The following is a 25,749-nucleotide window of genomic DNA, read 5'->3' on the forward strand; positions in this document are numbered from 1 at the left end:
CTCGGCTCTGGGGCTGCATGGAACGCAGCTTAATGCAGTCCCTAGCAGCCGCTTGTTAAGTGCTTTATTCACGACCAAATACGACAATATCTTCATCATTCGAGTTTTTTATAACATCTGATTTATTTCTAAAATGCACTTTTTTCTTTTCTATCAGATTGCGAAGCTCAGGTTGCAGTTGCCCACCTATTACTTTGATGTTTGTGATGTAGTATTTTTTAAAATAGTTATAGGCATGCTTGAAAACTTCAAGGCTTTTAGACCCTGCTGGTGGATTCATTTCATGTGTGCGAGTAACCCCCACAAAAAGTGATTCATATGGGTTTAAACCTGCTGATTTCATTTTTTTTACGATTGCCTGCCGCTCAGATCCAATATGAACTTTATAGTCTAAAGGGGCTTTATCAGATATTTCTCCAATAAAACTGAGTCTGATTTCATCTTCAATATCTACATCACCGAACTGTTTTTTTAATGATGAAAATATTTCTTCTCCAGCAGCATCATCTTCGAATAAAAACCCTGCAATAGGAGCAGCTTGCAAACTTGGGTCGCTTACAAAGGCCATTCCTCTCCACTTCGCCTTATTCCACAAATCAACGTCTATTATGCTACTAAAAAACATTGATTTTCTTTCTTTCGGGTCAAGAGGTTTGACGGATACTTCAACTTCCGGCTCTGCACCCAGTTCTGGTCTTTTTGATTTTGAAAGACCCAATATTCTGTTCTTTAATTTTTCTAAGCTCTCTTGATTATTGAATTGATAATATGTATATGGTTGCAAAGGAAGAGGAATATGTTTCGAATCGGAATTATTCGCTATGACGGGAATGTATTTGTCGTTTTTTGAATTTAGATTATACAGTTGCTGAATAATTAAAGTTGTTTCCCATTTTACGCCAAGACCGCTCTCATCTCCTGAATGATCATTTGCTCTTTTATAAAACAACTCAGAGCAAACAACCAATACGTAATCGGCTTGTTGGATTTGTCTCGTCATCCATTTGGGCCACCCTTCCTGAGGAGCTTCTTCATATTGGTCAATTTCTGAATCAATGCCTTTGCTGCGCAGATAATTAGATAGAGCTAAAACAGAATCTGAGAGCTGCTCAGACTCGTGCGCATAACTAATAAATACCTTTTTTGTCATTTTATATCCCAGATTACTTATATAGCAGACTAGACACTTAACGCTGCAATCACGCGCTCGTCGCGTGCATTGCCTTGTTAGCTATCGGTCATATCTGACCAGCGGAGGAAAAAGAGCAAGTATGGATCACGTATGTCAAAAACATCGCTTCCTCCGTCCCATTCAACAATACGGTCTAATGCCGCATCGTTTACGATTCTAGCGGAATGTTCACAAGCACCAGTAATACTCGATCCACTTGGAGTCGATTCCCTGCACATACCTGTGATGCGCTCATTTAGCGGTCCGTATCGGAAAGTGAGCATTGGAGGATCAAGTGACAGCGCCTTGACAAGAAGACGATAAACATCACCACTCCATCCATAGGATGTGTTGTGAATTAGCCGGTCGGATCCTCGCGTTTTGGGGCCTTCCTTCATCTTTTCGACTATTGACCCATAATCAGTGGACAGCACAGTCCTTCGGCATATCTTTTGTAACAATGACGGATCATTGGCAATCTCTACGGCCTCACTGCCAGATTCACGAACTCCCAGCTCATAGCATGAATTCAGACAGAGGTACTGCATCAGTTGCGGAGAACCGGCGGCTTCGCTGGCCAGAACATCAACGGCCGTATTACGGTAGGAAATCCCTAACTCAGGAAAGCCTTTGTAGGCAATTTTTTGAAGAATATCCTTATTCCAATACTGAAAATCGATTGAAAAGACGCGGACTCGCAAATCAGGATTACTTCTTATTACGTCGTCAGAGTGGTAAGGCACAGAGGCGCAAATAAACTTCACGCCTTGACGAATGGCCTCCTTAATCTGTCTCGCAACTTCTTTTTGTGCCTCTTTCGATATGTAATGAAAGTCGTCGATAAAAATAACAAAGTCGGTGTTTGCCACTTCTCGAATTAGAAGTTGCAAGCAATCAATTGCCAAGCTTGACGAGGTAGTTTCACTATCCGAATGGGACGACTCAGTAGATACGCTTGCCTTAGCTTTAGCTATAACTATTTCTCCTTCGATCTGGCCGGAACCTCCCACTTTGCCACCGCTACCAGATGTAGAAGAAGTGGAGCGCGAAACAGGCGTGCCTATTATATCGAAAACCTTCAACCACAGGTCTTCAGGTTGATTTACACTAGCCCCAGTAACCTGGATTAAATTCTCCCGCCCTAGACATTGTTCAACGAAAACAGTCTTTCCCGACTTTGATGGCCCAGAAATGGAAATAAGCATCGATCCCATATCCAGAGTGTCAATTAACTGCTCCCTCTTCGCCTTTAGATGGTCGTCAATAAAAGTGTGTGTGGGGAAGGATCCTGGTGTGAATATTTGAGTAGCTTTTGTCATAAATTCCCTATGCACCTTTTTAGCTAACAGTTTATTAGTGCGCATGCGCGGTTTCTGGGCAAGCCGGTTCCTGGGAAATTACCGTAACTACTTGAATGATAGGAAGTAAAATCCATTTCCAGATCAGTCCATTCTGTGAAGGCGAGCATGCGCATTAACTCCTGTGTACCTTGTGCATTAATCTGTAATCCTGCGCAACAATTTTCCGTATATCAATGCCTTAACGATAACAACGTCCGGGAAAGCGCGCAAGGTTTCTGAAAAAGCGCGCATTAATTTGGGCAAACTTTCAATTATACTGGATATGCATACATATCAGATCAAGGAGTGATCCATGACTTCCAGCCCCTTTCTCAATGGCATTCGCCGCTTTATGCGCACCCGCGGCTACAGCCTGCGAACCGAGAAAACCTGTGTTTGCTGGATTCGGTTCTTTATTCGTTAGCAAAAGCGGAGACATCTCAAAGAGATGGGGCTTTATCAATGCTCAGGCCGACAAACCAGCGATAGAGCAGTTGTACTGAATCTGCTCGACCAGCTGCCGTTCGCTGCGAATTCTGAAGAGGATTTGCAGCAGCAAGGCTCTCAATAAACGCTCCGGAGGAATGGATTGTCAGCGCCACGCATGGGGAGTCCGGGAATTCATTGAAAAAGAGCATTTTACCGAAGCCAGTAGGCAGCAGGGATAAAATCAACAGCCTGCTGGATATAACATTGAAGCAACGATCAAAGGGAGGCCCAGAGGAATGCTGATTGATCGTGAGACGGTGGTTGCGCTGTTTTGGTCGTCCAATCTTCATTATACCGTTATCTTCTATTTGTTTGATGAATGGCAAGTATGTCCTTCATACCGGTTATCAGGGTGAGGGATGGACGGCTATACTGGCCGCTGTATTAATGATTAACATAAGCGGGCAATATAGCTCGCGAGTTCCTGAGTTACTCCGGTATCCAAGCTGTATTTTGCCGGAGCTATTATGACCATAGAGGCCCAAAAATGACTGGATACGTTCAGAAGGGTGGCATTCAGATTGCCCAAGCCCTGTATGACTTCGTAAATGAAAAAGCAATTCCTGGCACCGGCGTGGATGTCGATGCTTTCTGGGCCGGATTTGATGCAGTGGTCAACGACTTGGCCCCTAAAAACCGTCAGTTGCTGGCCAAGCGTGACGACCTGCAAGCCAGGATTGATCTGTACCACACCGAGCGTAAAGGTCAGCCTCACAACGCAGAAGAATACAAAGCATTCCTGCAAGAGATAGGCTATCTGCTGCCACAAGCGGATCAATTTGAAGCAGAAACCCAAAACGTCGAGCCGGAAATCGGCCAGATGGCAGGCCCGCAGCTGGTAGTTCCTGTGATGAACGCCCGTTTTGCGCTGAACGCCGCCAACGCCCGTTGGGGTTCGCTGTACGATGGGTTGTACGGCACCAATGTGATTGCTGAAGATGGTGGCGCCGAAAAAGGCAAAGGCTATAACGAAGTACGTGGTAACAAGGTAATTGCTTATGCCCGTGATTTCCTGAACCAGGCGATTCCGCTGGCGACCGGCTCACACGTTGGCAGCACCGCGTATACCATTGTTGGCGGTCAGTTGCAGGTTACACTGGCAGACGGTTCGACCACTGGTTTGGCCGATGCAGCGCAATTGCAAGGTTTCCTGGGCGATGCGGCGGCACCGACGGCGATTCTGTTTGTTAACAACGGTTTGCACTTTGAACTGCAAATCGACGCCAGCAGCATGGTTGGCGCCACTGATTCTGCCGGAGTCAAAGATATCCTGATGGAATCGGCTCTGACCACCATTATGGATTGTGAAGACTCGGTTGCGGCGGTAGACGCGGAAGATAAAGTCATCACCTATGGCAACTGGCTTGGTCTGATGCAAGGTAACCTGGAAGAACAGGTCACCAAAGGCGGCAAGACCTTTACCCGTCGTATGAATCCGGATCGTGAATACACCGGTCTGAATGGCGACAGCGTGAAGCTGAAAGGCCGCTCGATGTTGTTTATTCGTAACGTTGGCCATCTGATGACCAACCCGGCGATGCTCGACAAAGACGGTAACGAAGTGCCGGAAGGTATCATGGACGCCATGGTCACGACCTTGTGCGCCATGCATGACCTGAACGGCAATGCCCCGTTCCAGAACAGCACCACGGGTTCGGTCAATATCGTAAAACCGAAAATGCACGGCCCGGAAGAAGTGGCATATGCCAACGAACTGTTTGGCCGGGTAGAAGATACTCTGGGTCTGCCACGGTTTACCGTGAAAATGGGCATCATGGACGAAGAGCGTCGCACCACGGTTAACCTGGCCGAATGTATTCGTTCTGCCAAAGACCGGGTTGTCTTTATCAACACTGGCTTCCTGGATCGCACCGGTGATGAAATCCACACGTCCATGCTGGCAGGGGCTTTTGTACCCAAAACCACCATGAAGCAGCAGTTGTGGATCAACAGCTATGAAAACTGGAACGTTGATACTGGTCTGAAATACGGTCTGCAAGGGCGCGCCCAGATCGGTAAAGGCATGTGGGCCATTCCGGATGAAATGGGCCAGATGATGGAGCAGAAGATCGGCCATCCAAAAGCCGGTGCCAACACCGCCTGGGTGCCTTCACCAACAGCCGCTACCCTGCACGCGTTGCATTACCATCAAGTGGATGTCTTTGCGGTACAGGAAGAGCTGAAGAAGCGTGATTTCGCATCGGTTGACGATATCCTGACCATCCCGTTGATGAGTGGAGAGCAGCAAGCTGCACTGACGGAAGAACAGATCCAGCGTGAAATCGACAATAACTGTCAGGGTATTCTGGGTTATGTTGTGCGTTGGGTTAACCAGGGAGTTGGTTGTTCCAAAGTGCCTGATATCAATAACGTTGGCCTGATGGAAGACCGCGCAACCTTGCGTATCTCTTCCCAGCACGTTGCCAACTGGCTGGAACACGGCGTCTGTACCAAAGAGCAGGTTGAAGACAGCCTCAAGCGTATGGCCGCTATCGTGGATGGCCAGAACGAGGGTGATGCGGAATACACCGCCATGACTCCGGCGCTGGACGGCATTGCCTTCCAAGCTGCGTCTGACCTGATCTTCAAAGGTAAAGAGCAACCGAGCGGTTATACCGAGCCTTTGCTGCACGCTTACCGTCTGAAGTACAAGGCTGCCCTGTAGTCTGTAGTCTGTAGCCTGTAGTCTGTTGACCCGGAATGCCGGGTGACACGGTGACACAAACAAACCCCGATTGGCGTAGCTGATCGGGGTTTTGTTTTTTGGGGCTGTCCAAATGACTGGTAAAGCAAGCCCCATCGATCGAAACCCAAAAGGCCTCTCGTGACCGATGATATCCGCATGGCACAGGGGTAGAGCACGCCCGCACGTGTAGGCGTATCAAGAATGCGTTGCCGGTTTTTGCGTCCGTCTGCGCGCAAGCTCATTTTGTCTTTCTTCGTCTTTCCTCCGGTCCGTCGGATTACGTGATGATAGCCGCAGTCTCGCAGGATGGGATATGGATACAGATAGTATGCAGGCGTAAAATATCACTGGATCTGACAGTTTTTACTGTGGTTTGGCTGCAGTTCCGACCTTGTTTGGAAAAACAGGGTCATGACGTGTCTTCAAGTAGAAAACACCGCGGCCGGCGATCCGGACCGTCGGTGCAAAGGCGCCGAGAACCGAGGTAAAACGTGCGGAAAGGGGAGTTCCAGGCCCTTGCGCTGCATGAGGCTTCCGGAACCTGATGAGGGTCAAGGTGGCCACACCGCCGCATGTATTTGCCAATATCTCAACCAAAGGAGTATTCAAGATGGGTAAGTTGACTGGCAAGGTTGTTGTGGTAACGGGGGCCGTTTCGGTCATTCCCGGGTTCGATTCCATCGGCTCGGCAACAGTCCGCGAAGCCTTGGCCGAAGGGGCCGAGGGAGTCGTCATTTCCGATATCAACGACGAGCTGGGCGAGGTGTTTGCCAAGACCCTGAACGAGGAATATGGCGCCGGGCATGCGCTCTACGTGCATACCGACGTGTCCAATCCAAAGGATGTCGAGCAGCTTTTCGAGATTACTGAGAATACCTATGGCCGGGTTGATGCCATCATGGCCAATGCCGGTGTGGCGACGGCCGAGGATTTTGACAAGGACCCCGAGGCGGTTCTGAAGTCGAAAAAATTCATCCAGAGCATCAACGAGGATGGGGTGTTCAATACCGCACTCTACGGCTCACGGCTGATGATGAAGCACGGGACCAAGGGCTCTATCGTGCTGGTATCGAGCATCCATGGTGTCGCCGGCCGCCCGAAGGTGGTGAACGCAGAGACAGGCGAGGTGCTGATCGAACGCTTCAACCTGATCCAGTACACGATGGGAAAACACGGCGTTGTCGGCCTGTCGAAAGCTCTCGCACTGCAGTTTGCGGAATACGGGATTCGGGTGAATACCGTGAATCCGGGCTATATCATGACGCCGTTGTTCCAGGCTGCTGTCACGACCGACAAAGAGAAGTTGTCGCACGAGAAGACTTTGGAAACCGATGCCTTTGATTTCACCCAGCTGGCGGCACTGCACCCGCTGTGTAACGATCCGGTGAAAGATGCAGATATCGTCCCGCGCGGGAAATTCGGCGGTCGCATGGGGGTTCCGGCTGAAATCGCCAAGCCGGCGGTGTTCCTGATGTCTGACGAGGCTTCCTTTATTACTGGCCAGAAGCTGGTTATCGACGGCGGGTATACCGCAAGTTGAGGATTGGCGGATAGACCGCGTGCCCCGTCCTGCTGTGCAGGAGGGGGTACGCGTAAAGCTCATCCGACCTTCTGGCGCATATCTCACCCTTCGGATGGGCCCATATCTTGCTCACCGGCGAATACAAATGACCCAAGGTGATCAAACCACCCTGGTGTAGGATTGACGCAGGATTCTGCGCTCTCTGGCATCAGAATCCTGTCTGGCTACTTCGCCTGTTTCTAACCAGAGTTTACTTCAGATCATAGCGGTCGGCATTCATGACCTTGACCCAGGCATTGGCGAAGTCTTTGACAAACTTCTGCTGGTTGTCGTCCTGGGCATACACTTCTGCGTAGGCACGCAGGATGGAGTTGGAGCCAAACACCAGATCGACGCGGGTGGCTGTCCATTTCACTTCGCCGGTTTCGCGATCCACCATGTGGTACAGGTTTTTACCGGCAGGTTTCCACTGGTATGCCATATCGGTCAGGTTAACAAAAAAGTCGTTGCTCAAGACGCCTTTGCGGTCGGTGAATACACCGTGGCTGGTACCCGCGTAATTGGTGTCCAGTACTCTCATGCCGCCAATCAATACCGTCATCTCCGGTGCTGTAAGCCCCATTAACTGGCTGCGGTCGAGCATCAGTTCTTCGACACTGACGGTGTAGTCTTTTTTCACCCAGTTACGGAAACCATCGTGGATCGGCTCCAGTACGTCGAACGATGCCGCGTCGGTCATGTCGTCGGTGGCATCACCACGACCTGGAGCAAAGGGTACCGTGATATCGACTCCGGCGTCCTGTGCTGCTTTTTCAACCGCTGCCGTGCCGCCCAGTACAATCAGGTCTGCCAGGCTGACGGGGTGGCTGAATTGCGCCTGAATGCCGGTCAGAACATCGAGGACTTTCTGTAAACGATCCGGTTCGTTACCTTCCCAGTCTTTTTGGGGGGCGAGACGGATACGGGCACCGTTGGCTCCACCGCGGTAGTCAGATCCACGGTAGGTGCGGGCGCTGTCCCAGGCGGTTGCCACCAGCTCCGATACGCTCAGGCCACTGGCCAGAATCGTGGTTTTCAGTTCGGCGATGTCGGCATCTGACAAAATGTAGTCGGCGGCAGGAATCGGGTCTTGCCAGACCAGGTCTTCTGCTGGTACATCCGGGCCGATATAGCGGCTTTTGGGGCCCAGGTCGCGGTGCGTCAGTTTGAACCAGGCGCGGGCAAAGCAATCAGCGAAGTACTCTGGGTCTTGCATGAACTTCTGACAGATCTTGCGGTAAGTCGGGTCGACTTTCATGGCCATATCGGCATCGGTCATGATCGGGTTAAGACGAATAGAGGCATCTTCCACGTCAACCGGCATATCGGCGGTATCGATGGCGGAAGGTTCCCATTGCCAGGCACCTGCCGGGCTTTTTTTCAGTTCCCATTCATGGCCAAACAGCATTTCGAACCAGCCCATGTCCCATTTTGTCGGGTTGGCGGTCCAGGCACCTTCGATACCACTGACAACGGTATCCCGGCCAATGCCCCGGCCTTTGGTGTTCGTCCAGCCCATGCCCTGGGCCTCAATGTCGGAAGCTTCCGGGTCCGGGCTGAGGTCTTCGGCGCGGCCGTTACCGTGACACTTGCCAAGGGTGTGGCCACCGGCGGTAAGAGCGGCGGTTTCTTCGTCGTCCATGGCCATACGTGCGAAGGTTTCACGGATCTGGGCGGCGGTCTTGAGTGGATCGGGCTGGCCATTAACCCCTTCCGGGTTAACGTAGATCAGGCCCATTTGTACCGCGGCCAGCGGGTTTTCCATGGTGTCGGGCTGGTCGAGATCGCCATAACGGCCATCACTGGGGGCCAGCCATTCTTTTTCAGCACCCCAATAGGTGTCTTTTTCCGGGTGCCAGATGTCTTTGCGGCCAAAGGCAAAACCATAGGTTTTTAGCCCGGCGACTTCGTAGGCAATGGTACCGGCCAGCAGCATCAGGTCGGCCCAGGAAATTTTGTTGCCGTATTTCTTTTTGATTGGCCACAACAAACGGCGGCCCTTGTCTGTATTGACGTTGTCTGGCCAGGAGTTTAATGGCGCAAAACGCTGGTTGCCGGCGCCGCCGCCACCACGACCATCGGACAGGCGATAAGAACCGGCAGAGTGCCAGGCAACACGGGCAAACAAGCCGACGTAGCTGCCCCAGTCGGCGGGCCACCAGGGTTGGCTGTCGGTCATCAGTTTGCGCAAGTCGTTTTTCAGGGCATCAACGTCCAGTTGCTTGACCGCTTCGGCGTAATCGAAGTCGTCACCCAGTGGATTGGTCTTGCTGTCGTGCTGGTGGAGGATGTCGAGATTCAGGGCATTCGGCCACCAGTCGGTGTTGGTCTGACCGCTGGATGTCATTGCGCCATGCATGACCGGGCATTTGCCCGCGGATGATTGCGTATTGTCCATGATGAAGCTCCGGTTCTGCTGGTGGGTGGTTGCAACGGTGTATGGCAACCACGCCGGATGAAAGAAATCAGGCTCACGACGATTGGTCTGTTGCTGCTCAGAAAGGTTCGCCGCAAAGGACGTTCTGGGCACAATAAATATCGGCTCGTTGCGCTTGCTGATGTCGTTACTATAGTTGAGCCATTTATAACTTCATTCAATTAAAATAAATTCACTTGATAGCTAATGCTAATCGGTTGGCCTTTGCTGGTGTCGTGGCAGAGGGCCGGTATAGTGTGATGATATGTAATGGAATAACCGATTATTGGGATGACGATGAAAATACTGATCGTAGGAGCCGGGGCCGTTGGAGGCTTGTTCGGTGGGCTGTTGCAGCGCCAGGGTGTGGATGTAACGTATCTGGTTCGCCAGCAGCGTCAGCTGGAATTGGCCAGTGGTTTGACGGTACGACTGCCTGATCAGACCTTCGATTTTCAGCCGCGTGGCTGCACGGCGGCTCAATTGGCCACATCGGCGGCGACGTTCGATCTGATTGTGCTGACCAACAAGGCCTATTCGCTAGCGGAGGTGATCAAAGATATCCGACCGCTGGTCAGTGCGCAGACGATGATTTTGCCGTTGCTGAATGGCTTGCGGCAGCTGGACGATCTGGATGCCAGTTTTGGTGCCGGGCAGGTGTTGGGCGGGATCGCCAAAACCGTGGCGACATTGGCCGACACCCATACCGTTGTGGTGCGTAGTCCGGGCAGTCAGGTCACGGTTGGTGCCCGTACGGCAGCGCAAGACAAGGCGGTTGCTGAGATTCGGGCCTTGTTTGCGGATGCCGGTATTACGCTGGGAGATGGTCATCATATCCTGCAGTCCATGTGGGATAAATTCTGCCTGATGGCTCCGTTGGGAGCCTTGAACTGCCTGCTGCAAGGGTCGGTAGGTGACTATATGCAAAGTGAGGCTGGTGGCGCGATTGCGTTGGCGACCATCCGGGAGTGCACTGATACCGCAGCGGCCAGTGGTTATCCGTTGGCGGCGGAAGGCATTACAGCCATTGAGCGGATGCTGACCAATCCCAAGTCATCGTTTACGGCGTCGATGTACCGGGATATGCAGCAAGGTTTGCCGATAGAAGGGGAGCACGTGGTGGGTGATATGCTACATCGGGCCGAGGCCATGGGTGTGGCGGCACCGAATCTGACTCTGGCTCATGCTGTCTTGCAGACCTACAGTTATAAAATCGCTGCACGGCAGGCAGGCTGAGTTGGTTATCGGTTGAGCACACCCTTGTAGCGATCGGACACAGAGGCAGACCTTGCAATTGGTCACTGCGACTGGTTACGGCGGAACGTTGTAAAACATCATGAAAGCACACGCTGTGTAAACGGCGTTTTCAAATCAGTCGCGGTTTGTTCCAATGAGCGGCTTTTCCTCTCCTTCCACGAATAGGGTTTGGTTCTTTCATGCGCGTTACCTCGTTTGTCCCGGTGGCTGTCTCGGTTTTGACCACAACGGGGCTGTTATTGGGCCCTTGCTTTGCTGTCGCCGATTCTGTGTATTCCTCTGTTGATCTGGTTTCCAGTTCGGAGCCGGTACCCGTGTTGGATATGGTGAACGGCTGGGATGGGCCATTTAGCGCCGGTGAATACGCTTATGCCGATGCCCGGGCGCAGGTCGGGGTGAGCTGGAGCTCTGGCCAGAGTGAAGCCGACCTCGGTGTGCAGCGTTATTTTGTCGAATGGCAGCAGCGCTGGCATTACGACTTGTCTTTCTCCAAGGGGATGTCCCGTTATTATTATTCGCTGGAGCAAGGGAGTGATCTGGCGGCGGATGAAGTCTTGGCGCTTGATGCCCGAATGCTGGTGGCCCGCGGAATACGCAGTGGTGCGCAATGGCAGCTGGACAGTGCAGCACTGGGGCTGGCAGGGCAGTGGTCAGTGACTCCGGCACTCACCGTGTATCGGGTATCGGAATGGCAATTTGGCTCACTGTCGGGGGTTGCCGAAGGCGGTGAGAGTGAAACCGCCTCGGCTTCTCTGGATTATCATTTCAGCGAAGACAAGATTCTGGATTATGACGTCGATCCCAACAATGGCTGGGGTATCAGCCTGGATCTGGCCAGTGAATGGAGTGATGGCGAATACTGGCGAGTGGCGGTACAACTGCACGATATTCTGAACCGCTGGCAATTGGCGGACTCCGGTTATACCGATGCCTGCATTAATTTTAATTCACCATCGCAGCAGGTTTGCAGCAGCACGGCGACAGCATCGGGCAAGTCGGGGCAGGAAGATTATGTTGCCCGGTTACGTTCGACTGTCGAAGTAGCGGTAGAGTATCTGCCCTGGCAGGGGCAGATACTGGCCTACCATCATGGCGACTATGATCGGCTCGGGCTTGAGAAACGCTGGCAGCCGCTGTCGGGTATTGAACTCGGGGCGGCGGTTTACAGTACCGCGCAAGTGGGCGTTTCGCTAAACAGCCGCTGGATGCGGCTGGCCGTGGCGACTGATGATATTCGCTCCAGCCTGGCCCGGGATATGGATGTTTCCCTGGGTTGGCAGTTCCACTGGTAATCCCTGGTGATTCAAGCCATTGTCGCTGGTTCAGAAGGCGGCAGACAGAGGCTGACAATTCGCCAGCCGGGTTTGGGACGCAAGGTTTTACCGGCCAGTTTCATACGTACTTTGCCTTCCGGAGTGATTGCCAGCAAAACATGAGACCGGTCGGCATGATTCGCTTTGAAATCCGCATAGGTAAAACGTTTGCTCAGCCGGGTGGTTTTTAATCGGGCTCCCTTGGCCAGCAGGTTGATAAACTGGCTGTAACTCAGGTCGGCATCAAACAGCGGCAGGCCGCGCTGGTCTTCACCGCTGTAATGTTTGGTTTTATGGCGCCGCTTGCTGGAGCTGATTTCCTTGTGCGCCAATATCCGGCTGTGCAGGGCAAAGACCCGATCAAGGCCAAACTCATCGCGAAAGTGCATGCAGGCAATGGTGTTCAGATGGTTGTCGGTCGACAGCGCCATCAGTTTGCCAAGCCCGGTGAGTGGGAGGCGGGAGCTGGCATAGTCCGACATTGGACTGCCGTAAAATATCGGTAACCCCGCCATACGGGCGCGGCGAACATTGTCGTAAACGGAATCCGCCAGCAAAACCTGGATATTCTGCCGGGCCAGTTCTTTGGCAATGGCACAGGCTACCGGATTGGCTCCCAGTATCAGGATGCCATCCGGTGGCGGTTCGACCACTCCCAGCCAGCGGGCAACCGGGCGCGCCGTCGCACTCTGGAAAATCACCGTACCGAAGATTACACAAAACATCAGCGGAACAAGCATGGCAGCCCCTTCCGCACCTTGTTGTTGCAGCTTGATGGCAAACAACGCAGAAACCGCCGCGGCAACAATCCCTCGTGGTGCGATCCAGGCCAGCAGGGCTTTGTCTTTCCAGCTCAGGTCACTGCCAAAAGCGGACACCCAGATGGTGAGTGGTCGGGCGACAAACTGCATCAGGGCCAGCAATATCAATGGTGCCCAGCCCAATTGGGTGACTTCTGCCAGATCCAGTCGTGCCGCCAGCAGAATAAATAATCCACTGATCAACAGCAGCGAAAGGTCTTCCTTGAAGTGCAGGATTTCTGCCAGTCGCAAATGTTTCTGGTTGGCGAGCCACATGCCCATCAGAGTGACGGCCAATAGTCCGGATTCATGGGCCAGGTAATTGGCAACAGAGAACGCCAGCAGTACCGCGGCCAATACCGCCAGGTTCTGTAAATACTCCGGGAGCCAGCGGCGGGCAAGGGCAATGCCGGTCAGCCAGCCTGCCAACAGGCCCAGACTGGTGCCGGAAACCAGCACCTTGATAAAGGTCAGTGCGACGCTGGTGGCCTGATTCTGGGCGGTAATAAATTCATACACCACCACCACGAGCAAGGCTCCGATCGGATCAATCAGGATGCCTTCCCAGCGCAAGATCTTGCCCAGTTCAGCCTTGGGTCTGACAGTGCGCAGCATGGGAGCAATAACGGTGGGGCCTGTTACTACCGTCAGGGCACCAAACAGCACCGCAAGCGACCAGTCGAGGGCGAACAGCCAGCGGCTGGCGCAGGCGACCAAAATCCAGGTGACCAGTGCGCCAAGAGTAATCAGGCGGCGGACGACCGTGCGTTGGGAGCGTATTTCAGCCAGATCGAGGGTCAGGCTGCCTTCAAACAGGATGATGGCGACACAGACCGAAACCAGTGGAAACAGCAATTCGCCAAACATGGCGTCCGGTACCAGCACGCCACTCACCGGGCCTGCAAACAACCCCGCCAGCAACAGAAACAGAATGGCGGGCAGATTGCTGCGCCAGGCGAGCCATTGGCATGCCAGAGCCGTCAGTGCAATCAGCGCCAGTATCAGGCTGGTACCCATGGAAGACTCCTTGTGCGGCTCTGATAACACCGTCCATATTGGGGAAAAGAAAAGTCTTATGGTGCCTGCGGGGCAGGGTAAGTGCCATGATTAATCGCAGCATTGGCGAGCAATCTTTTATGGGTGTTGGCCGTATCTTTTATACCGTTATCTTTTGATAAATTATGGCAATCTTTGCTGCAACTGCATTACATCATCAAAAGAGAAACAGGTTGTGTCTGCACTGGGGCCGTCGTGATTATCTGAATGAACAAGAGCTGATTATTATTGTTAGTTGTCGGTAGAGGTCAGGTTTGAGGAGGATTTTTTCTGGGCGTTTTTTTCAGACTTTTCAGACATGAAGCTGGCTTCTGCCTGGGATTGGTTCACGGCTTCTGATTCTTGTGCCTGGGTGGATACGTTCAGATACGCGGCAGAAATAAACAGGAAAGAGTTGATGGCAATTTTGAACTTGGGGGTCATGGTGTCCTCGTTATTTGGCCAGTGGGTTGATTGTCAGTATTGAGTTATCAACCGTTGTGACAGGGTTACTGAGTGCCTGGCGTGAAAAAAGTTTACGACTATCGGGAAGATAAGCGGATTGTCTTGTTTTTGCTTGGATGTCTTTTGTTTTTCTTTTAATTGGTTGCAATTATGGAACTATAATGCACGAACCCGGCTGATTAATCAAACCGCGTCAAGATTGGGTCATGGCTGACGCTGGTACGCTTGTTGGGGCGATTCCGGTATCATGCGCGCTTTTATTGTTCCTCGGGCGTTGCATGTACCTTGACCATTTCAGCCTAGATCGTTTCCCGTTCACCATTGCCCCAGACCCGGCTTTTCTGTTCCCGTCGGCCGGGCATCAGGAGGCGCTGGCGCATTTGCATTATGCGCTGACCGGGCACGGCGGACTGATCTGTCTGACCGGGGATGTAGGAACCGGAAAAACAACCTTGTGTCGCGCATTTCTGGAACAGACTCCCGACAATATCAAAACGGCTTATCTGTTTAATCCGCAGTTGTCCCAACGGGAGTTGTTGCAGGCCTTGTGCGACGAGCTGGACATTACTTATGCCGCCGAAGCCAGTCAGCAGGCCCTGTACCAACAGCTGAATCATTCGTTGCTGGCCTGGTACGCCGAGGGCAAGCGGGTTATCTGTGTTGTTGATGAGGCACAGGCCATGCCGGTGCCATCGTTGGAGCAGATTCGGTTGTTAACCAATCTGGAAACCAGCGACAACAAATTACTGACGCTGATTCTGGTAGGGCAGCCGGAGTTGCGCGACGTCTTGCAGCGACATGAATTGCGACAGCTGAACCAGCGAATTACCGCCCGTTATCACCTCAAGCATCTGAGCCAGACCGAAACCTATGCTTATCTGCGCCATCGGCTGGCAACGGCGGGGTGTGAGCGCCAGGTGTTTGATGAAGCCGCGGCGAGTATTATCTGCCGGGGTTGCGGCGGTATTCCTCGTCTGATCAACAGTGTTGCTGACCGCGCTTTGCTGGGAGCCTATGCCCGGGGTGATAACGACGTTCATGCTCCGGTTGCACGTCAGGCGCTGGTCGAGGTGTTGGGGGATACAAGCCAAGCCGCGATACCCAAAGTCCGTACCCGGAGATTGCCCGGTGCTGCGCTGGCAGGGGCTCTGGGTGTGATGATCGTGCTCCTGATTGCTATCGGATTACTGGTTGTTGAGCCGTCCTGGCGTGCCACGCTGGCACGCTGGATAACCCCGGTCGGGACAGCGGATGGAACACGGGATTCGGCCGGTAACGGCAACAATAGCGATAAAACGCTTGAAGCAGCGCCTGTGCTGGCCAAGTCGGTTGCAGATCCAAATGCAGCAGAGAGCACGGTCGCTCCGCTTCCGTTGATCGATAATCCCCCGATTGATCCGCGCCAGGCCGCAGCCGAACATCTGAGTCAGGCGATGGGACTGGAGGCCGGAAACTGCGATCAGTTACAAGGTCGCGGCTGGCAATGTTTATGGGTCGCCTGGCCTTACTCCCAGTTACAGCCATTGCAGTATCAGGTGGCGGTGTCTTATGACGATCAATGGCAGTTGTTGACCGACCTTGAAAGCGCCCGGATACGCCCGGACCGGGTACTGAAGGCCTTGCTGATCTGGCAGGCACCGGCGGGTTATCATGGCTTGGTCCGTCAGGGCACTAGCGCCGAGGTGGTTGCCTGGGTGAGAGCGCAGCTGGGGGTGGAATGGCACGGTGACTGGCAAAGAATTGGCCCGTCAGGCAGTGATACCCAGGCCGCTGGGCCGGACAAAACCTTTTATGATCCTCTGTTGGGTCACGCGGTCGCCCGGTTTCAGGCATCCCAAGGACTGACTGCCGACCGGATTATTGGCCCACAAACCCTGCTGTATCTGCAACGGCGAGCCTATCAGGCTCAGCAGGAGGCGCAATAATGTCGTACATTCTGGATGCGCTGAAAAAATCACAGCAGCAGCGCGCCGACAGTATCGACGATGCCATGCTGGCGCCGTTGTTGGTAACGCCCGAGGCGACGCCGGTTGTTGAGGCCCGTTTGCCCTTGAGTCTGGTGCTGATTGTTCTGTTGGCCGTAGTGGGCGCGTTTGCCCTGTATTTTATGGGTGCGGAGCCTGTGCCAGCTCCTGGAATGGAGCCTGTGGTGGCGGAGATTAACGTTAAGGAAAACGTTAAGGAAGACGTTGAGGAAAGCGTTGCCGTGCCTGCGACTGCGGAAGCAACAGGCTCTGTATCGGAACCCAGCGTCGTAGCCGCTATCAATAATGAGACGCCGTTGGCAGTTCCTCCAGTGGAATCAGCGCAACAATTACGCCCGGAAGTCATTCGTGCCACCGATTTTGTTCCGGCAAAAGCCAGAGAGACGGCTGAAACAACCACTGTTAGTGTCACACCACAGCCACCACCGGTCGTGGTAGAAGCGGCGACACCGCCAGAGAAGGCTTCGCTGCAGAGTGCAGCACCAGAATCCACGCAAGTCAGTACGCAGGCCAATACCCCGGAGCCACCGGCAGTGGCAGCGGCAGACTCCTCAGCGCTTGAACGCCGCCATTTGCCGCCGCTGTCATCGCTACGCAAAGTCCCTGATCTGGTGATTACCGGGCATATTTACAGTCAGGATGGCAGCACTCGCACGGTATCGATGAACGGTCGGCAGTGGTACGAAGGCGACATGATTGTGCCAGGGGTGTTTTTGCAATCCATAACGTCATCCGGCCTGGTGCTCGATGTTGATGGTTATCCATTTCCGATTAACCGTAACAGCGGCTGGCAGTCCATTGGGGAGTAATACGCAGTGTTAAGCCAAGAAAGCAAAGAGCGTATTCAGGCCCTGTATCGCGAGTGCATCAAAAAGCTCGATCTGACCCCCCGTTATGGCCAGCGGGTGATGATTGCTGAAATTGCCAAGTCGTTGGGGGCAATCACCATCGATGACAAGGGCGAGCGTAACAACGAGTCTGGCATTGTGGTGGTGGAAGCGGGCACAGGCACGGGTAAAACCCTGGCGTATTTGCTGGCAACCTTGCCGGTAGCCATTGAGCAGGAAAAGAAACTGCTGATTTCGACTGCCACCGTAGCGTTGCAGGAGCAGATTCTCGACAAGGATCTGCCCAATCTGAAAGAAACCATTTCCATGCCGTTTCAGTACGCCCTGGCCAAAGGACGTGGTCGTTATCTGTGTTTGCTGAAACTTGATAAATCCCTGCAACAGCTGTCCGGCATTCTGTCGACGGTTGATCTGTTTGAACAAACCCCGGAAGAACAGGATCGCGAGCTGTACGAGCTGATGTTGAGCCAGTACGCCAGCGGTGGCTGGGATGGCGACCGGGATCGTTGGGATGACGAGGTGGCCGATAACCAATGGAGTCACCTTACTGCAACGCATCGTGAATGCTCCAACCGTCGTTGTCCGCACTTCGATAATTGCGCCTTTTTCAAAGCCCGGGGGGCGATGGAAGATGCCGATATTATTGTTGCCAACCACGATCTGGTGTTGTCCGACCTCAGCCTGGGTGGTGGTGCGGTGCTGCCAGCCCCGGAAAAAACCATTTATGTTTTTGATGAAGGCCATCACCTGGCCGACAAGGCCTTGAATCACTTCCGGCTGGAATTTGGTGTGCGCGCCCAGCGCCAATGGCTGAAGCAGCTGGAGCAGGGGATTGAGCAATTTGTGGCGGCCACCGGTTTGCCACCTTCGATCATGCATTCCTTGCAGGCTGCCCCGGAGCAGTGTCGTGAGTTGAACAACCATTTGAATCTGCTGTGGCCGCTGGCTTTTGATCTGTTGGGAGAACGGGACCGGCAGCGGTTTGAGTTCGGCCGTATACCGGACAACCTGCGGGACCTGCTGAATAACATCAAGGCACCCTTGCAGCCGCTGTTGCAAGGACTCGACAAGCTCAACGATATGTTGCAAGCCTCGCTGGATACCAAAGGTGAAGGTGAGTTCAGTCTGGATATTGCTGAAAGCTGGCAAGCGCCCATGGGTATGATGCTGGCGCGGGCGGAATCCTTATGGGAAGCCGTCACCTGGTTGGCGGCAGAAGAGAAGGAAGGCGAGATCCCGGTGGCGCGCTGGCTGTCGAAAACGCCGTTTGGGGAAGACTGGGATATCAAACTCAGTGCCTCACCGATTGCGGTGGCTGATCAGTTGCGCAAAAACCTCTGGTCTCGCTGCCATGGGGCTGTCGTTACGTCGGCGACGCTGACGGCGCTAAACAGCTTCGGCAAGTTGAGCTGGGAAACCGGCTTGCCGGACTGGGCCGGGTATCACCGGGTCGCCAGTCCGTTTGATTATCCGAATCTGGGCCAGCTGGAAGTGGTGCAGTTGGGGTCTGACCCCAAAAGTGATCAGTTTCAGACAGATATCGAGCAATGGATGAAAGCGCAACTGGATTTGGGGCAGGGGACGCTGGTGTTGTTCAGTTCCCGTGCCCAGCTCGAAGCCACGCGGGATACTTTTATTCGGGACTGGTATGAAACCTTGTTGTGTCAGGGTTTTTTACCCAAAAGCGAAATCGTACGCCGTCACAAGGAACGGCTCGACAAGGGCGAAGGCAGTATTATTTTTGGTTTGGCCAGCTTTGCCGAGGGCATCGATTTGCCCGGTCATTACGTGACCCATGTGGTGATTGTCAAAATTCCTTTTGCGGTGCCGGATGATCCGATTCAGGCGGCCACCAGTGAATGGCTGGAAAGCCGCGGCCGTAATCCGTTTATGGACCTGACCTTGCCTGCGGCGTCGATCCGGCTGGTGCAGGCCTGTGGCCGACTGATTCGCAAGGAAACCGACAGTGGCCGTATCAGTATTCTGGACCGACGCCTTACGACCACCCGTTATGGCAAGCTGTTGCTGGATTCGTTACCGCCGTTACGGCGAATGTGAGCCGCTGTGTCTGTTGGATCGATAGTGGGCTGATAATGGACTGATAAGCGAGCGAATGGTCAGTTGAGCGGCAAGCTGCCAACGTAGGTCAACTGGTCGCGGGTGTTGAAGTTCATCACCTGCATATGCTGCGGCTCAGGTATCTGGCCGCTGATTGCTGCCATGATATCGGGGTGCGTCACCAGAACCAGCAGGTTTTTGCGGTTGTACTCCAACCTGGTGATCCAGTTTTTCAGCTGGATCGTTTGCAGGGTGCTGATAACCTGGACGTCATCCGGAAATTCATTCAGCAACGCCAGCTCATGTACATAGCCCAGCCCCAGTCGTGTAGCGGTCTCCAATGCAGGGCACCATTGGCTCGAGTAGGTCAGCGCCTTGTGAATGCCGTTACGGCGCAGGGTGTTATAAAAACGTCGGGCAAGTACCTCTCCATGTTCAGTCAGATTAAAGCGCTGGTAACACTCGGCTGTATTCGTGCTGCCTGGGCGTTGATCACCATGTGCTTCGGCCGTCGGTATCAGCAAAACAAAGCCAGGTGACTGCTTCAGGCTGTCCCACAGCAGCTGGTTGATCAGCTTTTGTTCATATTGATCCGCTGCTTCCACTTCTTCCGCCGCCGCTGCTTGTTGACCCAGGGCACCCCAAAGTACCAGAGCCAGCAATGCCAGCAGTGAGGCAAGGCGTTGCTGTGAATAAAAAGAAACGGATATAAACGGACAAATATGGCTCGGGGTCATAACGGACTTTTCGTTGCTCGGACAGTCCTGCTACTTTATGCGGATGCAGCGATGACGTCACCCGACTTTTTCATGTGTGGGCTATTAGCGATGACGCTGGCAACGATTGTTGGCCGTTATCCCACTGCCTGTGGGGTGTTGTTCAATGGATATACAGTTTGCCCGCCACTACCAGGCTGCCATTCGAATTTTTTCTGATAACAACCAGATCGCCAGAGCGAGTGTGTATGCCCGTCATGGCGGTGATATTAGCCTGATGTGTTACCAGCAGTACCGGCGTGGTGAGCGGCTGTTGCTGAATCCATTGCTCCAGTGCATCTGGTTGTGATGACTGGGCGTCGTGGCTGTGAGGGCGTTTGTCGAGTGCTGCCAGCGGCGTGGGAGTGCCCAGATCAAGCAGCCGGGCGGTTTCCTGGGTCCGGCACCAGTGGCTGCTATAAAGCTGTACGTCGGTGATATGGTGCTGGCGCAAGGCGTCACCAATGCGGCGGGCATGATCTTTCCCCTCGTTGGAGAGGTTCCTTTGGGTGCTGCAATCGGTCAGGTCGAAGTTGGCTGGGTCACCAAATCCGGGGGCACGAGCGGAGCGCATCATCAACAGATAGCCGGGCTGCTGTAATTGCTGCCACAGTTGGTCGGGGCTCAAGGACGGTTCTGCCTGCAGTTTGAGCGGTAAGCAGAACAGTAGCACCAGTACCAGTATGGCGACTTGTGGTGTGCTGAGGTTGAGGTGTTGGCGCGGAGAGATACAGTAGAGTCTGTTCAGAAAGGTCATGGTTGATTCCTTGCCAGTGCAGCGTCAGTGAATAAGCCAACGACGCTGCCCGCAAGAACGTTGCGTTGATCAGCGGCGGTAGCGTTTGGTCAGATCGCCATAGGCATCTACTCGACGATCGCGAAAGTAGGGCCAAATGCGTCTGAGTTGTTCGGTACGATCCAGGTCGATGCTGGCCATCAATACTTGTTCGGTACTGGCGTCTGCCTGGGCCAGAAACTCCCCCTGGCCACCACAGATAAAGCTGTTGCCCCAGAACTGGATGCCATCGGTTACCGCTGTCGGATCGGCTTCGTGGCCAACCCGGTTGATTGCGACCACCGGCAGGTTGTTGGCCACCGCATGGCCGCGTTGTACCGTGATCCAGGCGTCGGTCTGACGGGTGTTTTCATCGGCCTGTTCCGTCGGGTCCCAGCCAATGGCCGTGGGGTAGATCAGGATGTCGGCATCGGCCAGAGCCATCAGTCGGGCCGCTTCCGGGTACCATTGATCCCAACACACCAGTACTCCCAGTTTACCGATAGACGTTGCAATAGGATGAAAACCCGGTTCATCGGCATCGCCGGGGATAAAATAATATTTTTCGTAAAAGCCGGGGTCGTCGGGAATGTGCATCTTGCGGTAAAAACCAGCCAGCTCGGCCGAGCCATCAAAAACCAGTGCGGTGTTGTGGTAAACGCCCTTGCCACGGCGCTCAAAAATGGAGCCAACGATCACCAGTTGCAGTTCGGCTGCCAGAGCGCCGAGTCGTTGGGCGGTTGGGCCGTCGATGGTTTCTGCAAGGTCAAAGACGTCGGCGGCCTGGTGCTGGCAGAAATACGGCCCGGCATGCAGTTCTTGCAGACACACCAGTTGTGCCTGTTGGGCGGCGGCGTCACGGATCAGTTGCTCGGTGCGGTCCAGGGTGGCGGCTTTGCTGCCGTGCCAGGCTTGCTGGATGGCAGCTACCGCGAGCAGGGATGAATCAGACATGGCTGGTCTCCTGATGAAGTTGCATGGTCAGGCAGTGTAACGAACCGTACTGCTCAACAATGGGACGACAGTTGATCGGGTGCACCCAATGATTGGGAAAAGCCTGCATGATACGTTCAACCGCGATGGTGTCTTCTGCGACGCCGTACACGGGCAGCAAAACAGCGTGGTTGATAATCAGGAAGTTGGCGTAGGTGGCGGGCAGGCGCTCGCCATCGGTGTTGCGTATCGGACTGGGGAGCGGCAAGGGAATCAGCTGGTAAGGCTTGCCATTGCGTTGGCGCAGAGCCTGTAGTTCCTGCTCCATGGCGTGCAGGGATTGATAATGGTCATCGGACTGCCGAGCCTGACAGTAGGCGATGCTGGAGGGGGTGCAGAAGCGTGCCAGGGTATCGATATGGGCATCGGTGTCATCACCCTCCAGGTGGCCATGCTTGAGCCACAATACCCGGTCAATGCCGAGATCTTCAGCCAGTCGTGACTCGATCATGCCTTTGGTCAGGGTCGGATTGCGGTTCGGGTTCAGCAGGCAGTTTTCTGTCGTCAGCAGAGTACCCAGACCATCGGTTTCGAGGCTGCCACCTTCCAGAATCCAGTCGCTGGCGGTCAGCGGTGTCTCGCCATAAGCGCCCAGTTGCTGCAGTGTGGCGCTGATCTGGTTGTCGTGGTGGTGGTCGTATTTGCCACCCCAGCCATTAAACAGGAAATCCACCAGCGTCAGCTGGTCGTTATGGTAGACGCTGACCGGGCCGTGGTCCCTTGCCCAGGTGTCGTTGTTGTCAGCTCGAAATACCTGTACCGGGGCGTGGTTCTGGTAAAGGTGGCGCAGGCGACTGGCATCCTGATCCGAGCCACAGCTGATGATGACCTGTTGCTGCTGGCTGATACAGGCCACCAGCGCGTGGAAAACCGGTTCAATACGGGGCAAAAAGGGTGCCCAGTCACTGCTTTTGGTGGGCCAGGTCAGTTGTACGGCAGATTGTGGTTCCCATTCGGCGGGCATGCGTTTCTTCAATGACGGATTCTCTTGGGTGACTGCCACGGCGGGCAGCAAGCAAACAGGGCTGAACTCTGGCGGTTGGCCGGGTTCTCAGTGGCGCGATTATCGCAACTTTTGCGGTCGGGTACAGGGTGAGATTCGCCTTTGTCGCCGGTCTCGGGCAAACTTGCGCCTCTCTGAGTGGCAGCCGCGCCTTCAGATGTCTTTCGGGTTACAGGAACAGATTAATTATGTCGTTGTCTCCGGGCAGTTTGCCACTGGGCATTGGGTTGCGTTATTTGTCGGCCAAGCGCCGCAATCACTTTATTTCGTTTATTTCGGCGTCTTCCATGGTCGGTATGACCCTGGGGGTGGCGGTGTTGATTCTGGTGCTGTCGGTGATGAACGGTTTTGATCGGGAGTTACGGCAACGCATTCTCGGGATGGTGCCTCATGGCGTGTTGTATGAGGCCGGTGGTATTCAGGACTGGCAAGCGCTGGCGGCTCGGGTCGAGCAATACCCCGGTGTTGAAGCGAGCGCACCACTGACACGACTGCAGGGCATGATGGGAGTGAATGGTCGGGTCAAGGGGGTGATGGTCACGGGGGTCGCCCCAGAGGCTGAGTCACGAGTATCGATTTTGCCTGATCATATGACCGCTGGCTCAATCACCGATTTGCAGCCCGGTGAGTATGGGGTGCTGCTGGGTGATTTGCTGGCTCGCAGCCTCGGTGTGGTGGTCGGTGACAAGCTGACCTTGATGCTGCCGGAAGCGACCTTTAGCCCGGCGGGGGTGATTCCACGGGTGCGGCGATTAACGGTCGTTGGTTTGTTTTCTGTGGGCGCGGAACTGGATTCCAATCTGGCGGTGGTGCATTTGCAGGATGCTGCCAAACTGGGGCGTTTGGACGGTGAGGCCAAGTCGTTACGCATCAAGTTTACCAACTTGTTTGATGCCCCGGATTTGATTTGGCAGCTGGTCAATAATCTTGACGGCCGTTATTCCGGCAGTGACTGGACCCGCACCCAGGGGAATCTGTTTTCAGCCATCCGCATGGAAAAGACCATGATTGGTTTGCTGCTGCTGATTATTGTGGCAGTGGCCGCGTTTAATATTATTTCGACACTGGTGATGGTAGTGACTGACAAACAAGCCGACATTGCCATTTTACGTACCATGGGTGCCAAGCCGCGTACCGTGATGGCGATCTTTATGGTGCAGGGGTTATCGATCGGTATTGTGGGGGTGTTGCTTGGCACCGTGTTGGGTGTGATGGCGGCGTTGTCCATTTCGGATCTGGTCGCTTGGGCAGAAAAATTATTTGGTTTTCAGATTCTCAGCTCCGATGTGTATTTCATCTCATATTTGCCGTCCCAGTTGCTGTTGAGTGATGTTGCGGTGGTGGTGTCGGCATCGTTACTGTTGAGTTTTCTGGCCACTCTCTATCCATCCTGGCGCGCGTCCCGGATTCAGCCTGCGGAGGCGTTACGTTATGAATAATCCGATTCTGGTGGCGAAGGGGTTACGCAAGACTTACACCAGTGGCCCGCAGTCGGTCACCGTCTGGAAGCAGGTGGATATTGAGCTGGCTGCCGGTGAAACCCTGGCGATTGTGGGGTCGTCCGGCTCTGGCAAAACCACCTTGTTGAATGTATTGGGTGGGCTGGATTCTCTGGATGAAGGGCAGGTACTGTTGGGGGGAGAAGATGTTCATGCGCTGGGTGAAGCAGCCCGTACCCGTTTGCGTAACCAGAGCATTGGTTTTGTGTATCAGTTTCACCACCTGTTGCCGGAGTTTTCGGCGCTGGAAAACGTGATGTTGCCGCAGCTGCTGGCTGGCGTGGCGACGGCGGCTGCGGAACAACGGGCGCGGGAGTGTCTGGAGCGTCTGGGAATGGCGTCGCGCTGTGATCACAAGCCATCGGAATTGTCCGGTGGTGAGCGTCAGCGAACTGCTATTGCCCGGGCGATTGTCAATCGGCCAAAGCTGGTGTTGATGGATGAGCCGACAGGAAATCTTGATCAGCAAACCGCGGCCCAGGTTGAAGCTGTGATGTTGGAGTTGATTAAACAGGTGGATACCGCGTTTGTGCTGGTAACCCACGACGAATCATTGGCGCGGCGTATGGACCGGTGTTTGCGGCTGAAAGAGCAGACACTGGTATCCGTGGACCCGGTGATGGGCTGATATCAAGACTGGTCGTTGCTGTTGCGGCGATCGTCGCTGTCCTGTTCCGGAGGCTGGTTGTGATGCTCGTGGTGGCCGGTTACCACCTCTTTGACCACTTTTGGTACTCGGGCGGCGCGTTTTTTCCAGTTGTCCCAAACATGCTTGCGCCAACTCCAGTCAACAATAAAATAACTGGCGACACCCAGCACGATCCCGGTGGTCAGTGACCCAACGATCAGCGGTTCCCAGACCTGGGTCAGCTCAGTAAGCACCCAGTCCAGTGATAGCTCAATATGAAATTCTCGTGAGGGTGTGTTGAGAATCCAGGTGCCAAAGAGATAGGTCGTGTAAAAAATAGGGGGAATGGTCAGCGGATTACTGATCCACACCAGCCCCACAGAAATCGGCATATTGGCATTGGCATAAAAAGCAATCAGGGCGGCAATGCCCATTTGAAATGGTAACGGCAGAAACGCAGCAAACAGCCCGACCAAAAAAGCTCTGGCCACTGAACGACGATTCAGGTGCCATAAATTCGGTTTGGCGAATAGCGGGGACAGGAACTGCAGTGACTTGTTGGTCTGGACCTGTTCCGGTGTCGGAAAAATGCGTTTGAGAAGTTTCTTTGGCATGAGAGCCGCCGTTGCTTGAATGCGCGGCGATTATGCCGATTCTGCCAGGGAGTGGCAA

The 25,749-nt window shown here is 53.9% G+C and carries 19 protein-coding genes and 1 pseudogene; 9 read left to right on the plus strand and 11 right to left on the minus strand.

Translation table 11 applies throughout. The features are described 5' to 3' along the window. Positions 1-64: 64 nt before the first annotated feature. From Q8W32_RS00755 to Q8W32_RS00765, 3 genes and pseudogenes are all read right to left on the minus strand, one after another. A complete protein-coding gene (locus Q8W32_RS00755; protein WP_305413240.1) occupies positions 65-1,150 on the minus strand; it encodes an SEFIR domain-containing protein in 1,086 nt (361 codons plus the stop codon). Between the two features lie 77 nt (positions 1,151-1,227). Next, entirely contained in the window at positions 1,228-2,535 is a 1,308-nt protein-coding gene (locus tag Q8W32_RS00760) for a hypothetical protein (RefSeq protein WP_305413241.1), read from the minus strand. Positions 2,536-2,969: 434 nt separating this feature from the next. Next, positions 2,970-3,100 (minus strand): annotated as a pseudogene (locus tag Q8W32_RS00765) (transposase); the annotation flags it as partial. 387 nt (positions 3,101-3,487) lie between these two features. On the opposite strand from Q8W32_RS00765, the gene Q8W32_RS00770 reads away from it, so the two are divergent. Continuing rightward, positions 3,488-5,665: a malate synthase G gene (locus Q8W32_RS00770; RefSeq protein ID WP_305413242.1), complete on the plus strand. Its 2,178-nt coding sequence runs from the start codon at positions 3,488-3,490 to the stop codon at positions 5,663-5,665. Positions 5,666-6,296: 631 nt separating this feature from the next. Further along, on the plus strand, positions 6,297-7,226 hold the full coding sequence (locus tag Q8W32_RS00775; RefSeq protein WP_305413244.1) for an SDR family NAD(P)-dependent oxidoreductase: 930 nt from the start codon (positions 6,297-6,299) through the stop codon (positions 7,224-7,226). A 232-nt stretch (positions 7,227-7,458) separates the two neighbouring features. On the opposite strand, the gene katG is transcribed toward Q8W32_RS00775, so the two are convergent. Continuing rightward, positions 7,459-9,645 carry a catalase/peroxidase HPI gene (katG, locus tag Q8W32_RS00780; RefSeq protein WP_305413245.1) on the minus strand — a complete coding sequence of 729 codons (2,187 nt, stop codon included), beginning with the start codon at positions 9,643-9,645 and terminating at the stop codon, positions 7,459-7,461. A gap of 315 nt (positions 9,646-9,960) precedes the next feature. Here katG and Q8W32_RS00785 point away from each other — a divergent pair, with 315 nt between their 5' ends. Beyond that, complete coding sequence (locus tag Q8W32_RS00785) at positions 9,961-10,899, plus strand: 2-dehydropantoate 2-reductase (protein WP_305413246.1); 939 nt, start codon at positions 9,961-9,963, stop codon at positions 10,897-10,899. Positions 10,900-11,099: 200 nt separating this feature from the next. Continuing rightward, positions 11,100-12,212 carry a hypothetical protein gene (locus Q8W32_RS00790; protein WP_305413247.1) on the plus strand — a complete coding sequence of 371 codons (1,113 nt, stop codon included), beginning with the start codon at positions 11,100-11,102 and terminating at the stop codon, positions 12,210-12,212. Between the two features lie 11 nt (positions 12,213-12,223). On the opposite strand, the gene Q8W32_RS00795 is transcribed toward Q8W32_RS00790, so the two are convergent. After that, complete coding sequence (locus Q8W32_RS00795; protein WP_305413248.1) at positions 12,224-14,050, minus strand: sodium:proton antiporter; 1,827 nt, start codon at positions 14,048-14,050, stop codon at positions 12,224-12,226. A gap of 270 nt (positions 14,051-14,320) precedes the next feature. Next, positions 14,321-14,512 carry a hypothetical protein gene (locus tag Q8W32_RS00800; protein ID WP_303431656.1) on the minus strand — a complete coding sequence of 64 codons (192 nt, stop codon included), beginning with the start codon at positions 14,510-14,512 and terminating at the stop codon, positions 14,321-14,323. A gap of 299 nt (positions 14,513-14,811) precedes the next feature. On the opposite strand from Q8W32_RS00800, the gene Q8W32_RS00805 reads away from it, so the two are divergent. Genes Q8W32_RS00805 through dinG form a run of 3 tightly spaced genes read left to right on the plus strand, consistent with a single transcriptional unit; the run spans position 14,812 to position 19,424 of the window. Next, positions 14,812-16,458, plus strand: a complete 1,647-nt coding sequence (locus Q8W32_RS00805) for an ExeA family protein (protein ID WP_305413251.1) — start codon at positions 14,812-14,814, stop codon at positions 16,456-16,458. After that, complete coding sequence (locus Q8W32_RS00810; protein WP_305413252.1) at positions 16,458-17,327, plus strand: general secretion pathway protein GspB; 870 nt, start codon at positions 16,458-16,460, stop codon at positions 17,325-17,327. The genes Q8W32_RS00805 and Q8W32_RS00810 overlap by 1 nt, the downstream gene beginning before the upstream one ends. Before the next feature lie 6 nt (positions 17,328-17,333). After that, positions 17,334-19,424: an ATP-dependent DNA helicase DinG gene (gene dinG, locus Q8W32_RS00815; protein ID WP_303431652.1), complete on the plus strand. Its 2,091-nt coding sequence runs from the start codon at positions 17,334-17,336 to the stop codon at positions 19,422-19,424. A 59-nt stretch (positions 19,425-19,483) separates the two neighbouring features. Here dinG and Q8W32_RS00820 read toward each other — a convergent pair whose 3' ends face one another. The 4 genes from Q8W32_RS00820 to Q8W32_RS00835 all read right to left on the minus strand — a co-directional run bounded on the left by Q8W32_RS00820 (position 19,484) and on the right by Q8W32_RS00835 (position 22,923). Beyond that, positions 19,484-20,161 (minus strand): hypothetical protein, encoded by a 678-nt coding sequence (locus tag Q8W32_RS00820; protein WP_305413254.1) that lies wholly within the window; start codon positions 20,159-20,161, stop codon positions 19,484-19,486. A gap of 142 nt (positions 20,162-20,303) precedes the next feature. Further along, positions 20,304-20,936 (minus strand): histidine phosphatase family protein, encoded by a 633-nt coding sequence (locus Q8W32_RS00825; RefSeq protein WP_305413256.1) that lies wholly within the window; start codon positions 20,934-20,936, stop codon positions 20,304-20,306. A gap of 69 nt (positions 20,937-21,005) precedes the next feature. After that, the gene (locus Q8W32_RS00830) at positions 21,006-21,908 is read right to left on the minus strand and encodes a carbon-nitrogen hydrolase (RefSeq protein WP_303431648.1); all 903 of its coding nucleotides are present in this window, start codon (positions 21,906-21,908) and stop codon (positions 21,006-21,008) included. Next, positions 21,901-22,923 carry an agmatine deiminase family protein gene (locus tag Q8W32_RS00835; RefSeq protein WP_303431647.1) on the minus strand — a complete coding sequence of 341 codons (1,023 nt, stop codon included), beginning with the start codon at positions 22,921-22,923 and terminating at the stop codon, positions 21,901-21,903. The genes Q8W32_RS00830 and Q8W32_RS00835 overlap by 8 nt, the downstream gene beginning before the upstream one ends. A 215-nt stretch (positions 22,924-23,138) precedes the next feature. Here Q8W32_RS00835 and Q8W32_RS00840 point away from each other — a divergent pair, with 215 nt between their 5' ends. Together Q8W32_RS00840 and Q8W32_RS00845 are read left to right on the plus strand one after the other, a co-directional pair. Beyond that, positions 23,139-24,389 carry a lipoprotein-releasing ABC transporter permease subunit gene (locus Q8W32_RS00840; RefSeq protein ID WP_305413258.1) on the plus strand — a complete coding sequence of 417 codons (1,251 nt, stop codon included), beginning with the start codon at positions 23,139-23,141 and terminating at the stop codon, positions 24,387-24,389. Beyond that, positions 24,382-25,077, plus strand: a complete 696-nt coding sequence (locus Q8W32_RS00845) for an ABC transporter ATP-binding protein (protein ID WP_305413260.1) — start codon at positions 24,382-24,384, stop codon at positions 25,075-25,077. The genes Q8W32_RS00840 and Q8W32_RS00845 overlap by 8 nt, the downstream gene beginning before the upstream one ends. Positions 25,078-25,079: 2 nt before the next feature. On the opposite strand, the gene Q8W32_RS00850 is transcribed toward Q8W32_RS00845, so the two are convergent. Next, on the minus strand, positions 25,080-25,691 hold the full coding sequence (locus tag Q8W32_RS00850; protein ID WP_305413261.1) for a DUF2062 domain-containing protein: 612 nt from the start codon (positions 25,689-25,691) through the stop codon (positions 25,080-25,082). Between the last annotated feature and the right edge of the window lie 58 nt (positions 25,692-25,749).

This window comes from Oceanobacter sp. 3_MG-2023, assembly GCF_030688925.1.
Taxonomy (GTDB): Bacteria; Pseudomonadota; Gammaproteobacteria; order Pseudomonadales; family Oceanobacteraceae; genus Oceanobacter.

Coding starts and splice junctions, on each gene's coding strand:
- Q8W32_RS00755 (WP_305413240.1), bottom strand. CDS start 1,150: ATGACAAAAAAGGTATTTATTAGTTATGCGCACGAGTCTGAGCAGCTC.
- Q8W32_RS00760 (WP_305413241.1), bottom strand. CDS start 2,535: ATGCGCACTAATAAACTGTTAGCTAAAAAGGTGCATAGGGAATTTATG.
- Q8W32_RS00770 (WP_305413242.1), top strand. CDS start 3,488: ATGACTGGATACGTTCAGAAGGGTGGCATTCAGATTGCCCAAGCCCTG.
- Q8W32_RS00775 (WP_305413244.1), top strand. CDS start 6,297: ATGGGTAAGTTGACTGGCAAGGTTGTTGTGGTAACGGGGGCCGTTTCG.
- katG (WP_305413245.1), bottom strand. CDS start 9,645: ATGGACAATACGCAATCATCCGCGGGCAAATGCCCGGTCATGCATGGC.
- Q8W32_RS00785 (WP_305413246.1), top strand. CDS start 9,961: ATGAAAATACTGATCGTAGGAGCCGGGGCCGTTGGAGGCTTGTTCGGT.
- Q8W32_RS00790 (WP_305413247.1), top strand. CDS start 11,100: ATGCGCGTTACCTCGTTTGTCCCGGTGGCTGTCTCGGTTTTGACCACA.
- Q8W32_RS00795 (WP_305413248.1), bottom strand. CDS start 14,050: ATGGGTACCAGCCTGATACTGGCGCTGATTGCACTGACGGCTCTGGCA.
- Q8W32_RS00800 (WP_303431656.1), bottom strand. CDS start 14,512: ATGACCCCCAAGTTCAAAATTGCCATCAACTCTTTCCTGTTTATTTCT.
- Q8W32_RS00805 (WP_305413251.1), top strand. CDS start 14,812: ATGTACCTTGACCATTTCAGCCTAGATCGTTTCCCGTTCACCATTGCC.
- Q8W32_RS00810 (WP_305413252.1), top strand. CDS start 16,458: ATGTCGTACATTCTGGATGCGCTGAAAAAATCACAGCAGCAGCGCGCC.
- Q8W32_RS00820 (WP_305413254.1), bottom strand. CDS start 20,161: ATGACCCCGAGCCATATTTGTCCGTTTATATCCGTTTCTTTTTATTCA.
- Q8W32_RS00825 (WP_305413256.1), bottom strand. CDS start 20,936: ATGACCTTTCTGAACAGACTCTACTGTATCTCTCCGCGCCAACACCTC.
- Q8W32_RS00830 (WP_303431648.1), bottom strand. CDS start 21,908: ATGTCTGATTCATCCCTGCTCGCGGTAGCTGCCATCCAGCAAGCCTGG.
- Q8W32_RS00840 (WP_305413258.1), top strand. CDS start 23,139: ATGTCGTTGTCTCCGGGCAGTTTGCCACTGGGCATTGGGTTGCGTTAT.
- Q8W32_RS00845 (WP_305413260.1), top strand. CDS start 24,382: ATGAATAATCCGATTCTGGTGGCGAAGGGGTTACGCAAGACTTACACC.
- Q8W32_RS00850 (WP_305413261.1), bottom strand. CDS start 25,691: ATGCCAAAGAAACTTCTCAAACGCATTTTTCCGACACCGGAACAGGTC.